The organism is Paenibacillus sp. Soil750 (genome assembly GCF_001428045.1).
Classification (GTDB): Bacteria; Bacillota; Bacilli; order Paenibacillales; family NBRC-103111; genus Paenibacillus_E; species Paenibacillus_E allorhizoplanae.
Map to the genome: position 1 here is coordinate 175917 of NZ_LMSD01000012.1, position 13029 is coordinate 188945.

17 protein-coding genes are annotated in these 13029 nt (G+C 44.2%); 5 read left to right on the forward strand and 12 right to left on the reverse strand.

All coding sequences use genetic code 11. From position 1 onward, the window contains the following. Positions 1-11 precede the first annotated feature (11 nt). Positions 12-1142: a M20/M25/M40 family metallo-hydrolase gene (locus tag ASL11_RS13150; protein WP_056614602.1), complete on the reverse strand. Its 1131-nt coding sequence runs from the start codon at positions 1140-1142 to the stop codon at positions 12-14. A 72-nt stretch (positions 1143-1214) separates the two neighbouring features. Here ASL11_RS13150 and prli42 point away from each other — a divergent pair, with 72 nt between their 5' ends. Next, positions 1215-1319, forward strand: a complete 105-nt coding sequence (gene prli42, locus ASL11_RS36460) for a stressosome-associated protein Prli42 (RefSeq protein WP_157256922.1) — start codon at positions 1215-1217, stop codon at positions 1317-1319. Between the two features lie 4 nt (positions 1320-1323). On the opposite strand, the gene ASL11_RS13155 is transcribed toward prli42, so the two are convergent. The 4 genes from ASL11_RS13155 to lpdA form a co-directional block, all read right to left on the reverse strand. Further along, the gene (locus ASL11_RS13155) at positions 1324-2667 is read right to left on the reverse strand and encodes a dihydrolipoamide acetyltransferase family protein (RefSeq protein WP_056614605.1); all 1344 of its coding nucleotides are present in this window, start codon (positions 2665-2667) and stop codon (positions 1324-1326) included. 48 nt (positions 2668-2715) lie between these two features. After that, positions 2716-3696 (reverse strand): alpha-ketoacid dehydrogenase subunit beta, encoded by a 981-nt coding sequence (locus tag ASL11_RS13160; RefSeq protein WP_056614608.1) that lies wholly within the window; start codon positions 3694-3696, stop codon positions 2716-2718. A gap of 2 nt (positions 3697-3698) precedes the next feature. Further along, positions 3699-4709: a thiamine pyrophosphate-dependent dehydrogenase E1 component subunit alpha gene (locus tag ASL11_RS13165; protein ID WP_056614611.1), complete on the reverse strand. Its 1011-nt coding sequence runs from the start codon at positions 4707-4709 to the stop codon at positions 3699-3701. 108 nt (positions 4710-4817) lie between these two features. After that, a complete protein-coding gene (gene lpdA, locus ASL11_RS13170; RefSeq protein WP_056614614.1) occupies positions 4818-6242 on the reverse strand; it encodes a dihydrolipoyl dehydrogenase in 1425 nt (474 codons plus the stop codon). Positions 6243-6528: 286 nt separating this feature from the next. Between lpdA and ASL11_RS13175 the strand changes: the two genes are divergently transcribed. Further along, positions 6529-6792 carry a DUF2627 domain-containing protein gene (locus ASL11_RS13175; protein ID WP_056614619.1) on the forward strand — a complete coding sequence of 88 codons (264 nt, stop codon included), beginning with the start codon at positions 6529-6531 and terminating at the stop codon, positions 6790-6792. 40 nt (positions 6793-6832) lie between these two features. Here the strand turns inward: ASL11_RS13175 and steA are convergent, their stop codons facing one another. After that, positions 6833-7990 (reverse strand): putative cytokinetic ring protein SteA, encoded by a 1158-nt coding sequence (steA, locus tag ASL11_RS13180; RefSeq protein WP_056614621.1) that lies wholly within the window; start codon positions 7988-7990, stop codon positions 6833-6835. 133 nt (positions 7991-8123) lie between these two features. Between steA and ASL11_RS13185 the strand changes: the two genes are divergently transcribed. Beyond that, positions 8124-8309, forward strand: coding sequence for a hypothetical protein (locus ASL11_RS13185; RefSeq protein ID WP_028554206.1), 186 nt, complete (start codon positions 8124-8126; stop codon positions 8307-8309). 60 nt (positions 8310-8369) lie between these two features. Here ASL11_RS13185 and ASL11_RS13190 read toward each other — a convergent pair whose 3' ends face one another. Together ASL11_RS13190 and ASL11_RS13195 are read right to left on the reverse strand one after the other, a co-directional pair. Beyond that, positions 8370-8549, reverse strand: a complete 180-nt coding sequence (locus tag ASL11_RS13190; protein ID WP_056614625.1) for a hypothetical protein — start codon at positions 8547-8549, stop codon at positions 8370-8372. A 310-nt stretch (positions 8550-8859) separates the two neighbouring features. Next, positions 8860-9117: a hypothetical protein gene (locus ASL11_RS13195; RefSeq protein WP_056614628.1), complete on the reverse strand. Its 258-nt coding sequence runs from the start codon at positions 9115-9117 to the stop codon at positions 8860-8862. 144 nt (positions 9118-9261) lie between these two features. Here ASL11_RS13195 and ASL11_RS13200 point away from each other — a divergent pair, with 144 nt between their 5' ends. Next, a complete protein-coding gene (locus ASL11_RS13200) occupies positions 9262-9528 on the forward strand; it encodes a hypothetical protein (RefSeq protein ID WP_028554204.1) in 267 nt (88 codons plus the stop codon). A gap of 67 nt (positions 9529-9595) precedes the next feature. On the opposite strand, the gene ASL11_RS13205 is transcribed toward ASL11_RS13200, so the two are convergent. The 3 genes from ASL11_RS13205 to ASL11_RS13215 all read right to left on the reverse strand — a co-directional run bounded on the left by ASL11_RS13205 (position 9596) and on the right by ASL11_RS13215 (position 11511). After that, complete coding sequence (locus ASL11_RS13205; RefSeq protein WP_056614631.1) at positions 9596-9826, reverse strand: hypothetical protein; 231 nt, start codon at positions 9824-9826, stop codon at positions 9596-9598. A gap of 73 nt (positions 9827-9899) precedes the next feature. Then, complete coding sequence (locus tag ASL11_RS13210; RefSeq protein WP_056614634.1) at positions 9900-10325, reverse strand: hypothetical protein; 426 nt, start codon at positions 10323-10325, stop codon at positions 9900-9902. Between the two features lie 85 nt (positions 10326-10410). Beyond that, positions 10411-11511, reverse strand: a complete 1101-nt coding sequence (locus tag ASL11_RS13215; RefSeq protein ID WP_056614637.1) for an MBL fold metallo-hydrolase — start codon at positions 11509-11511, stop codon at positions 10411-10413. 245 nt (positions 11512-11756) lie between these two features. Between ASL11_RS13215 and ASL11_RS35820 the strand changes: the two genes are divergently transcribed. Then, positions 11757-11849 (forward strand): YjcZ family sporulation protein, encoded by a 93-nt coding sequence (locus ASL11_RS35820; RefSeq protein ID WP_082595420.1) that lies wholly within the window; start codon positions 11757-11759, stop codon positions 11847-11849. Positions 11850-12085: 236 nt separating this feature from the next. Here the strand turns inward: ASL11_RS35820 and spo0A are convergent, their stop codons facing one another. Then, positions 12086-12883: a sporulation transcription factor Spo0A gene (gene spo0A, locus ASL11_RS13220; RefSeq protein ID WP_056614643.1), complete on the reverse strand. Its 798-nt coding sequence runs from the start codon at positions 12881-12883 to the stop codon at positions 12086-12088. Positions 12884-13029 lie beyond the last annotated feature (146 nt).

The window sequence follows — 13029 nt, forward strand, 5'->3', positions numbered from 1 at the left end:
TGTTTCTGGAACTAGACCTTAGCAGCTTCTTTCACAAGCGCTACGACAAGTTCAGCGGTTTTGACGAGATCACGGATCGCAATGCGCTCTTTGACCGTGTGAATGTCTAAATAACCAACGGCCAAATTCACAGTAGGAATCCCCATCCCATTGAACACATTCGCGTCACTGCCGCCACCCGAGTGGAACGTACTTGCTGTTAAACCTATCGTGCTCATCGCGCGTGAAGTTAATTGTACTATTGGTGCAGAATCATCATGCATATAGGATGCGTAGACGATATCAGCATGGAATTCACAGGACGTACCTGCTTCTGCAGCAGCTGATTCACAAGCCTGTTTCATCGCTTCTATCTGCGCTTCCAGTTTGTGCTGCACTATGCTGCGTGCTTCAGCTTCCATTTTCACTTTATCGCATACCACGTTCAGCGGGCCTACGCCAGAAAAGCTGCCAATATTGGCTGTCGTTTCATTATCGATTCTTCCTAGTGACATGCGCGAAACAGCTTTGCTGGCCACTTGGATGGCTGAGATGCCATCTTCCGGATTCACACCAGCGTGCGCTGTTTTTCCATGGAAAATGATTTCAATTTCTGCACGCCCAGGTGCCGCAGTAGCAATAGCACCAAGGTTCCCATTGGAATCTAATGCGAAGCCATATTCAGCTTCCATGGAGCTGCGTTCCATGGCGCGAGCACCTTTCAAGCCGCTCTCTTCACCTGCGGTAATGACGAACTGAATACGGCCATGCGGAATGTTCTGTTCTTTCAGAACTTGGATCCCTTCAAGCATGGCAGCAATACCTGCTTTATCATCACTGCCAAGAATCGTTGTGCCATCAGAGCGAATATACCCGTCCTCACCAATTTGAGGCTTAATGCCATTCCCTGGAGCAACTGTGTCCATATGGCATGTGAAGAAAATGGTAGGAATTGCCGGATTGCTGTCTGTCGCTTCCAATGTGCAGATTAAGTTACCTGCACCATGTCCACTCTTGGACATCGACGCATCTTCGACAACATGTAAGCCATACTTGCCGAATTTCTCTTTGAGCAGGGCGCAGATGTCTTGCTCAAATCTAGTTTCACTATCCACTTGAACGAGGGAAATGAATTCTTGGACTAAACGATCTTGTTGAATCATGTACTTTCCTCCGATACACACTTTGAGTTACAATAAAACGGTACAAGCTTGGATGAAAAAGGAGTGAATCCCGTGCTACAGAATAAGAAATGGTTTAAAGTCGTTATTTACATTATGCTCTTCGTTATGCTGCTATCTAGTTTATTGTTTACAGCCGGATTATTTTTCACGTCATAAAACGTTAGTAAATTTTAGTATCCGCGTTGTAGCTTTCTAGATTTTCTTTCACTCTTTGTAGGAACCTTCCACAGATCACACCATCCAGAATCCTGTGATCGAGCGACAAACAAAGGTTAACCATGGAGCGCACCGCTATCATATCTTGAATGACGACAGGCTTCTTCACGATCGATTCGAATGTAACAATCGCCGCTTGCGGATAGTTAATGATTGGGTACGACAGAATCGAACCGAAGGAGCCTGTATTATTAACGGTAAATGTACCGCCAACCATATCCGTGAGAGCTAATTTCCCCGCACGCGTTTTCTTCGTCAACTCATCAATTTCCCTTGCAAGTCCCGCGATATTCTTTTGATCTGCTTTCTTGATCACCGGCGTCATAACGGAATCTTCCGTACCAACAGACAAGGAAATATTAATATCGCGTTTCACGATAATTTTATCAACAGCCCACACGGAATTGATAATCGGATAGTCTTTGATCGCGTTAACGACAGCCTTCAGCATAAACGCGAGGTAAGTCAAGTTGATGCCCTCGCGGCGCATGAACTCGTCCTTCACTTTATTCCGCAGAACAACTAGATTCGTTACATCCACTTCAATCATAGTCCAAGCATGAGGAATTTCGGTGACGCTTTGACGCATCTTCGTAGCAATCGCATTACGCATAGGTGTTACATCAATAAAATGCTCATTCCGAGCATCCAGGTTGTGACCTTCTGCTTCGATAAGCGGTGTCTGTGGACTCGCTGATAGATGGATACCTGAGCTGCGAACAGGCTGGTTCACCGGTTCTTCTGGGACAACAGAGGCTGCTACGGACGCCGCTGGAGAGACTGCTTGAACAGCCGCAGGTGCTGTGTTAGCTGCATTAGCTCCACCTGATGCGATGAAGGTCTCTACATCCTTACGCGTAATACGTCCACCAAGACCTGTACCTGCAACGCGTGACAAATCGACACGGTTATCTTGGGCAAGTCTGTGGACCGCTGGAGAGAAGCGGCCACGCATGCTTTGATCCGTGTCTTCGGTAGCAACTACTGAATCCGTGAAAGCAACAGGCGCTGCTGAAGCCGCCGCTGAGGAGTCAGCAGGCTCCTCAATAACACAAATCGCTTCACCAACGGCAGCCGTTTCACCGTCGCCGACAATAATTTTGATCAGCTTGCCCTCAATGGGACTTGGCATTTCTGTATTTACTTTCTCTGTGAAAAGCTCACAAAGAACGTCATATTGTTCAATATAATCGCCTGGCTTTTTCAGCCATTTGCCGATTGTAGCCGAAACGAGACTTTCCGCCAAATGCGGAACAGTAACCTCGGTGAGGCGGCCGGTTTGGTTCATACAAGTACCTCCTAATTTCGGAAAAGATCAACGAATAAGAACAAACATTTAGAATAAAGCAAGCTGACGCATAGCATCCTTCAACTTATCAGCATTGAGAAGGAAAAACTTCTCCATTGGAGGATTACTTGCAACGGCTGGTACATCTGGGCCGCATAATCTTGCGATCGGCGCATCTAACTCAAATAGCATTTCTTCCGCGATAATCGCAGATACTTCTGCTCCGACACCACCGGTCTTGTTGTCCTCATGAGTTATAAGTACTTTGCCTGTCTTTCTAGCGGCTTCTAGGATCGCATCGCGATCGAGCGGCTGCAAGGTACGCAAATCAAGGACATGGGCCGAGATCCCTTCCTTGGCCAGCTCCTCCGCGGCTTGAAGGACATAATTGACTACCATGCCATAGGCGATGACGGTAATATCTGTCCCTTGACGCTTCACGTCAGCTTTGCCGATAGGTACAATGTAGTCTTCTTCCGGAACTTCGGCCGATAAAGCCAAGTAACATTTCTTATGTTCAAAATAAAGCACAGGATCGCCATCGCGAATAGCCGCTTTCAGCAGACCCTTGGCATCATACGGGTTCGATGGTGCTACGATTTTCAGACCTGGTGTTCCGAAGAACACGGATTCTGGACATTGTGAATGGTACAAAGCACCAGCGCCTGTTGCGCCGTAAGGAGCACGAATGACGATCGGGCAGCTCCAGTCATTGTTCGAACGATAGCGAATTTTCGCCGCTTCGCTCAAGATTTGATTCGTTGCCGGGAAAATAAAATCGGCAAATTGAATTTCAGCGATCGGCTTCATCCCATACATCGCTGCGCCGATGGCAACACCAACGATTGCGGACTCTGCAAGCGGCGTGTCCATCACGCGTTCTTCGCCAAATTGATCCCGAAGTCCCTTGGTTGTGTTAAGAACGCCGCCTTTTCCTACGTCCTCACCTAAGACGAATACGTTGTCGTCCTGTTGCATTTCTTCCTGCATCGCAGAACGGATTGCTTCCAAATACGTTATAACAGCCATCTCTATTTGCCATCTCCTTCCGCATAAACATGAAGAAGCGTATCTTCCGGCTTCGGATAAGGGGCAAGATCAGCATACTTCGTTGCTTCATTGACTTCTTGCTTTTGACGTTCTTGAAGCGCTAGGTCTTGCTCTTCACTCCACAGCTCACAAGCGATGAGATACTCCTTGAATTTCAAGATGCCATCCTTCTTGCGATTTTCTTCGACTTCTTCCTTCGTACGGTACAACATATCGTCATCCGAGGTGGAGTGCGGCATAATGCGATAGCACAGCATCTCGATTAATGTTGGACCTTCTCCACGAAGGGCTCTCTCTCTTGCTTCTTTCGTTACGCGGTACATTTCCAAGACATCAGTGCCATCGACTTGAACACCTGGGAAGCCATATCCAATCGCACGATCCGCGATTTTGCCTGCCACCTGTTTATGGAGTGGGACAGAAATTGCATATTGATTATTTTCACAAACGAAGATAACCGGCAGCTTATGTACACCTGCAAAATTACAGCCCTCATGGAAATCTCCTTGATTGCTGGATCCTTCTCCGAATGAAACAAAAGTAACGAAATCCTGTTTTTTCATTTTCGCCGCCAAAGCAATCCCCGCTGCATGCGGAACTTGCGTAGTAACAGGTGAAGATGCCGTTACGATATGATTTTTACGATCACCGAAATGACCTGCCATCTGTCTGCCACCGCTATTCACATCTTCTGCTTTGCAGAAAATGGCGAGCATGAGGTCCTTCACCGTCATTCCAACCGATAAAACGAATGCATAATCACGGTAATATGGCAAGAAATAGTCTTTCTGAGCTTGCATCGCAAAGGCCATGCCAACTTGTCCGGCATACTGTCCCATACCTGATACGTGAAACGGAATTTTACCTGCGCGTTGCAGCATGAAGGCGCGCTCATCGAATTTAGTTGCAAGGCTCATGACCATATACATACGTAGTGCTTCATCATCGGATAATCCTAAACTTCTGTGCTTATATAGCTGACCAATGGACATGGAGTTTGCCTCCTTAATGAGATTAAATGACTACTAAAACTTAATACCTGGTCCTAGTACTTGACTCTATAAGCATATTATAAACGCAAACGTTTATGATTACAATTTTTATCCGCTAATTGCAATACCATCCACAGCTAGCATCGCTTCACCCAAAGCCTCCGAAAGTGTTGGATGCGGGTGGATCGTCTGTCCAACCTCCCAAGGCGTTGCGTTCAACACCTGAGCTAGCGCTGCCTCAGTAATGCTGTTAGTAACTTGAGGGCCAATCATGTGAACTCCAAGAATATCATTCGTGTCTTTATCAGCAATTACTTTCACAAAGCCATCGGAGTCTCCATAAACTAGAGCTTTCCCTATTCCTTTGAAACTAAATTTGCCAACTTTCACTTGGCGACCTTGATCAATCGCCTGCTGCTGGGTCCAACCCACACTGGCAATTTCAGGTCTTGTATAGGTACATTTGGATACAAGGTGCGTCTGAAGTTCATCCGGTTGATGTCCAGCAATATGTTCTGCTGCCACGATTCCCTCATGGCCAGCCATATGCGCCAGCATAAGTCCGCCGATTACATCACCTACCGCGTAGATATGGGATTCCGTCGTTTGCATATAGCGATTGACGCGAATGACGCCTTTATCAATTTTGACATCCGTATTCTCAAGACCCATCGCTTCGACATTCGCCACCCGACCAACTGAAACCAGTACTCTTTCTGCGGATAGTTCCTGTACCTCACCCTGCTTGTCCACTTGCATCGTAACCTTGCCATCTGCCACTTTCACAGAATCCGGGAGCAATTTCGTACCCGTCTCTAGCTTAATCCCACGTTTCTTGAATAAACGTTCTAATTCTTTGGAAACATCAGCGTCTTCTAAACTGACTAATCGCTTATCGACTTCTACGATCGTTACTTCCACGCCAAAATCGTTTAACATCGAAGCCCATTCAACACCGATGACCCCACCGCCGACAATGATGATTGACTTCGGCAGACTTTCCATCCGCAGCGCATCTTCGCTAGTAATAATTGAAGTACCGTCTATTTCTAATCCTGGTAAACTGCGTGGTCTAGAGCCCGTTGCAATAATCAAATTGCTCGAAAGGAGCGTTTCGATATCGCCATCCTCCTTCTCAACAGAAACAGCGCCGCTGCGTGGTGAAAAAATCGAAGGTCCGATAATCCGTCCATTTCCATGGTGAATCGTAATCTTATTCTTTTTCATCAGAAATTGAAGTCCTTGATGCAGTTGATCGACAATTCGTTGCTTACGTCCTACTACTTGGTCAAAATTCAGCGAGATGGATTGTGCTGTGATGCCATAATCCTCGCTATGCTTCATCGCGGCAAACACTTCAGCACTTCTAAGCAAAGCTTTACTTGGGATACAGCCCTGATGCAGGCATGTACCACCCATTTTATCGCGTTCAACAATCGCTACTGACTTCCCGAGCTGTGCAGCACGAATAGCTGCGGTATACCCGCCGATTCCGCCACCTAATACCACGACATCATATCTATGTTCACTCATGTATGTAAGCCTCCTATGAAACAATTACTTGTTATATGTATACGTGCGTCTCTATTATATTACCCTTTTTTGGGATCGAAGTCATAGTCTTATTTGTGAGAAAAACTTCTATCGAAGCAATTCGAGGATGAGCTACCGCGTTTTAAATGTTGTTTTTATCGCCAATAAGAATTTGTTTTTCCGAACACCGGAAACTTATTAATTCTTATGTGGGGAATTAGACACGCTAACGGTTTCGGGTTATGATGTTAGAAAAAACATGTTTAATATCAGGTAAGGAGTTACTATGAAAGCACCCTTTTATCGTTTTATTGCTATTCTACTTCTCGTTATTCCTGGAATAACCGCTACTTATGGCTTTCTCGCAATGAAAGATGCCTTTTTTGCACAATTTGATACAGTTGCTAATAGCGGTATGTTATGGGGGAAATTCTTCTTAGGCTTGGTATTATTTCTGATCGGTGTTGCCTTTATTGGCGGATGGACTTTCTTCAGAGATCGTAAGCGGAATTATTTGGCTCCACGATTCAAACCAAAGCGCAATAAATAGACCGGACACTAAGTCCGGTCCTTTTTTTACGTCAAAGCCCTCATTCTACCCCAACAAGCTTCCACACGACATGACTTGCTCGTTTAAGTATCCAATGCAACTGGAACAGACTCAATCCAATGAAAACACAAGATAGACCAATAGTGGAAAGCACTTCTTTCCGTCTTTGAGTTGGTTGAAGTGTTAGCGCTTGTAAGCTTTTTATATCTACGAGACGAGCTCCAATTTTCATTCGAACAAGCAACGCACTCCCCATATTTGCTAAGCCCTTTGCTACAAAATCACTCATATAGGAATGTACGCCGACCGTAATTAGCCATTCCCCACCCTTTTCATAGGCTAATAATAAAGCAGCATCCTCACTGTTACCTATGCAGGACAACACGAGATGATGCTTACTTAGGCCATCAGGCGAACAATTATCAAGGATTCCTTGAGGATCTGGGTAGGTGTGGACAATGATTTCTGCACCACTCTTCCACACGCGATTCGAAATTTGATCTGCATCACTAACAACAACATCTGGTTGATAACCGCTGGATATTAGCGCATCCGCTCCTGAACCAACGCCAAGTAGTATCGGCTTAAACGCCGTTATAAATCCACTAGCGGCTTGCAGGTCCTTCTTATAACCTTTCCCATCGGACACTACCAAGATGTGTCTACCCATGAATTGCGTGCGCAGCGGCAAGTTGGGTAATGACTCTCTGACAGCTTGTTTTTCTCGCATTGCATAAGCTAAAGTGTGTTCAATAAAGGGCTCCCACCGTTCACTCGCCTGCTCATTGGCGGCTCGTTGCGCTATCAACCAGTCTTCTCTCGTAAATAGCTTACAAGAGACTGATTGACCGGCTATATGGATCATATCATGATGAATAATCATTTCTGCTTCGTGCAGAAAGATTTCAGCATGAACGGCATCCACTTCAATAATTGGGATATGCTGCTGTAACAATAATAGCGGACCTTCCGTCGGGAAGACACCACTCATAACTTGCCCACAATGAACGATCGCTTTCACTCTTCGATCTAACAGTTCTTGTGCCTGTTCTTCCTCGATATCACTCTGTGAAAGCACGAGTATACGACCGCTTGAAAGCTGTTCGAACGTTTCAAATGAACCTGTTATCTTAGCTATTTTCCCTTTGCAAATTAGGTTTGGCTTTGTGGCAAATAAAGATAAAGATGACCAATTCATAGTTAGACACCTAGCTTTCCTAACGTCGTCTCATGGCCTACCTAATTTACCCGATCCCACAAAATTCTATGTATATTTTAAGCTTTGAATGGCAAGCATTGTTTAATATTCGTAACGAAAGGAGAGGACATCTATGGAGCTAAACATGAGCGCAGACGAAGTGTTAGGCCAAATTGTACAGCTTCACAGCACAGGGGAATCGCTAGCCAAAAAAAATGTGAAGAAGCTGCATCCTGATCTTATGAAAAACGCCCTGTATTACTATCCAAGCTGGGAACATGCTTTGCAGAAGACCGGAGTAGGCAACATCGTTCACTAACATACATAGGTTGTACACTGATGCTCCGTAGGGTAGATCCTTACGGGGCCGTTTTATTACCTACTCGTCTATAACTTCCCATTCCACTTGAACCATCCGATCAACCCACGTTCGAATCTTCACCTCAATTGCTTGCTCAATCTCTTCGTCCGTCATTTCACCAAGTTTATGCTCGGCAATTTCGAGCACTTCCGTTTTCTTCGTTTCGCCATCTATCGCTAACTGGATTTGAATGCGCATATTGTTCACCCTTTTTCATTATCAACTAAACTTTCCATTGCCTCTTCCTCATCACCTGTTACAATAGAAATAGACTCGCACACTACAAATAGAAAAGAGGAATTACGATGTCCCGATCACAAGCTCAAAAATTACGTCAACGCAATCTACGTGAAGGCAAACTGGATCCTATGATGCAACGGTTGCACTGGCATGGTACGAATCCAGTAACCCGAACAACACCAACACGAATAGAACTTCAAAACAAACAACAGAATAAACACAAATCAAGGAATTTGAACCATTCATTACATGGCGATAATTCCTTTTGTCATTCTTGGCCTTCATCTTCTCGTATGGAAATCCCTTGTAGAGCTGCGTAATGGATCATTTCTTCTTTCTCAGATGGACGGAAATTATATTTGCAATCAAACCCATTGAAGAATAACTGCCAATGCTTAACAACCCCTTGATCGTCAACCTCAAGCTCTGCCACATACAAAGAATCAGGCTCATCCTCGAACTGTAAACCAATGTGAATGAATGTCTGACCTTCTGAAATTTCTTGTTCACAATAGTCCATGATCATGTCTAGATGACCTCCTATTGAATAAAATCTTTTTTATTTATATAATATACTAATGCAACTGAGCAAACAAAGAGAAAAGCATGTTAATTTATGAATTTGCGATGTAGATTGTCTAGCTGAGCAAACTCTTAGGAGGAAATACATATGGCCTACGATCCGCAGGTAGTTGATGCAACAATAGTGAGTGATAATAAAAAGAATGGACTTTTCGAGGTTGTCGTTTCCTTGAAAGACCGCAACAAATGCCGTCTTTTCTTTGAAAGAGATGCTGAAACTGGCATCGGCCGCGTAACGGACTTGAACCGTTTGATGAAAGAACCTTGTCCAATTTGCCGAAAAGATTACCTGTGCAATTGCCTTGATCGCTACAAGTTCTCCATCGCTGATCAAGCTTTAACGTTCATTAAGTAATTGGCATGAACATGAGAAACCCCTTAGCCACATTGGCTAGGGGGTTTTCCATGTGTAGATCAATTAATTATTCGTAGATAACACGGTAGAGCCCCTCTAGTAAGCTCTGGTAATTCCTCGGATCATACGAAATCTCCGCAAAGGATACTTGAATGACCTTATTACTTGTCTTCACAATAAAAAAACTCTCCAAGCTATTCTCAGCATCAATATACGTGTAGCACACCAATTGACTGCTGCCTGTCTGTTTGCGTAAAAATGCCGTCGCTTCTTCACTCTCATTCGCGAACTTAGGCATACTTCCACCTCCTAAGCACAATTCACTCCACTAGATTCAGCAGATCACCCTATCTAATGTACCAAGCAGGTAATTAGGACTGGGATGTCTTCTTCCTCTTCAATGCAAGATATCCACCTAGGAGCGATACCGGTACGATGGCTACTAATCCAATCAATTCGTACCATAGCGGGATTACATCCTGTGTTAATATCGAATCAAACCCAATCCCTGCACCAATGACCCCAATGATCGCTGCGTTGAATAGTTCCCCTCGTTTGGCAACCTTCGCGGTGAAATAACTACCTAGGAACGTCCAGAATAAGCCAACGACCAGAAATAAAAGTAAGAGAGCTGCATTTGAATAAATCGCATTTACATCTTGATCTTCCAACGGCCGGTTAGCAAAATATAGACTGCCAATCACCCCTGACGATAACATCGTCCCGATATTATCAATAGCTATTCCTAGCACAACGGCTAGAAAATGAAATTTTCGTACACTTTTTTGTTCCGACATAGACTTATCTTCTCTCCTGCTCACATCTGACTATTAACCTAACCATAATACCATGTGAAGTCCCTGGTAGCTAGTTCAGCTCGAACTATGACTGTACCCACCAATTCGCTTTCGGATAGGACTGTACGTCGGAACCCTTTAAAATAATAGTCTGTCCGATAGGTGGCGTGACCAACTTAACACCTTTGGTCTCAGCAGCCCTCGCGGCGCGAGCCACAGGATCATTCCAATCATGGATGGCTAGTGTGAAGGCACCCCAGTGGATTGGCAGCATCACCTTCCCTCTCACATCCAAATGGGCTTGAACCGTTTCTTCCGGCATTAAGTGAATATCCGCCCAACGTTCATCATATTGCCCACATTCCATCAAGGTCAGATCGAAAGGACCATATTTATCTCCAATTTGCTTAAAATGAGGCGTATATCCGCTATCCCCACTGAAGAATATGCTAGAGCTCTCTCCTTTGATCACCCATGAGCACCATAAAGTCGCCCCGCGATCATTCGTACTGCGTCCTGAGAAGTGATTGGCAGGCGTACAAGCTAAATCCAGCCCTTCAAACGATATTTCTTCCCACCAATCATGCTCCTCAATCTTGGCTGCTGGAACTCCCCAGCGAATTAAATGAGCACCAACTCCAAGTGGGACAAAAAACCGTTTCACTTTGTGTTTTATTTTCATAATGGACCCATAATCCAAATGATCATAATGATCATGAGATAGAAGGACGGCATCAATCTGCGGGAGCTCCGCTATTTCAAACGGGATTCCGCCGCTATATCTGTTTTTACCTATCCACGGAAATGGCGAAGGTGTTCTTCCAAACATCGGATCAAGGAGCAAGGCTTTCCCATCGATTGTGAGCAAGCTAGCCGAATGTCCGAACCAAGTGACGCTGGTATCACCATTCACGCTAAACTGAGGCCTCTCCATCGGTAAGGGGGACTTAGGACGTCGATGCGGGCTTCCTTTGATCATATCGCGCAAAATCCCGAGCGTTGTACGAAAGCTCATATTCATCATCGCTGGGATTGGATTTTCGAACTTGTTTTTCGCATATTGCGGTGACTGACTGAACCTTCGAATATCACCTTCAGAAGGTCTTCGGCCGAATACCGGATACACTTTCATAAAGAGAACATACACACCAATCAAAATCACAATGATCACTATTGTCAATAACATTCACTTTTCCTCCATGCCTCTAATTCCGCTTGCACGATCTCTTGTTGAAAAGAATAAGCTACGATGTAATAACGTAACAACTTATCCCTTGGTTCCAAGTTTTCACGTTGCCCCTTCCCTACCCCAAATTTATTTCAAAAGACAGGGACATTAGCACAATCAGTCGTTTCGCCCAAACATTCCTCAGAAATAGTCATAAGCTATCTCGAAACACAAACCAAATATCCAATTGGAGGTTGATTCGAATGAGTTGTGGAACTGGGTATGGTACTTCCGCTGCAGCTGTCTTGGTACTTTTCATCTTATTGGTTATTATCACTAGCGCATTTGTTTGGTAATTCAAAACTAATACAGAAGGACTACCTAGACTGTCTAGGTAGTTTTTCTGCTTCCCATCTCATTCATGCAACCAAAATAAACGGCTATGTCGTTCACTTGGGACGGGAGTGTTTATGGACAAATATAGCCGAATTATGAATTGAAACATATAAATTCTTATATTTTTTAAAAAATGAAAAGAACGCTCAAATTGAGCGTCCTTAACTTGACATATATTATAAAGCTCCTAACTGTCTCAAGAAACTTTATGCTCGATTCTCAGCTTGTCAGCAACCATCGCGATGAACTCGGAGTTCGTCGGTTTGGATTTCGAGATATTAATCGTATATCCGAAAATGAAGGAGATACTGTCGATATTGCCGCGCGTCCATGCGACTTCAATCGCGTGACGGATAGCGCGTTCGACGCGGCTTGGCGTTGTTTTGTATTTTTCGGCAATAGCTGGATAAAGCGTTTTGGTGATCGCACCTAGGATTTCAATATTGTTGTACACCATCGTAATGGCTTCACGTAAATATTGATAGCCTTTAATGTGAGCAGGTACACCAATTTCATGAATAATGCTCGTAATATTAGCATCCAAATTCTTTCCTTTTGGCATATGTACGACATTCGCACGAGGTGTTGAGGATGTTGTAGTCGTAGTTGAAGAGTTACCAGCAAGCTGACGAATACGATTCGTAAGGGTTTCCATATCAAATGGTTTTAAAATGTAATAAGAAGCGCCAAGCTGCACGGCTTTTTGTGTAATGTTTTCTTGTCCGAATGCCGTTAGCATAATGATTTTGGGCTGAGAAGGAAGATTCATCTCTCGCATTTTTTCCAGAACACCAAGTCCATCCAGATGAGGCATAATAATATCTAGAATGAGAACATCGGGCAGCTCACGCTGTTGCTCCAGAAAACGAAGGACCTCGTTACCATTGTAGGCAACACCCATAATTTCCATATCCTCTTGCTCACCAATGAACTCTGACAATAGATGGGTGAATTCTCGGTTATCGTCTGCAAGTAATACCTGAATTTTTTGCAACTGAATTTCCTCCTTTAGCTACTGAAACAAGTTGGTATTTTTCTCTCTTGTGTAAACTATTCGACAGCTCTTTTTAAAATCCTTCTGTCGAATATTATTTTTCTTTTCTTTTGTTTGAGTTTCTTATATAATATAATATTTATCTT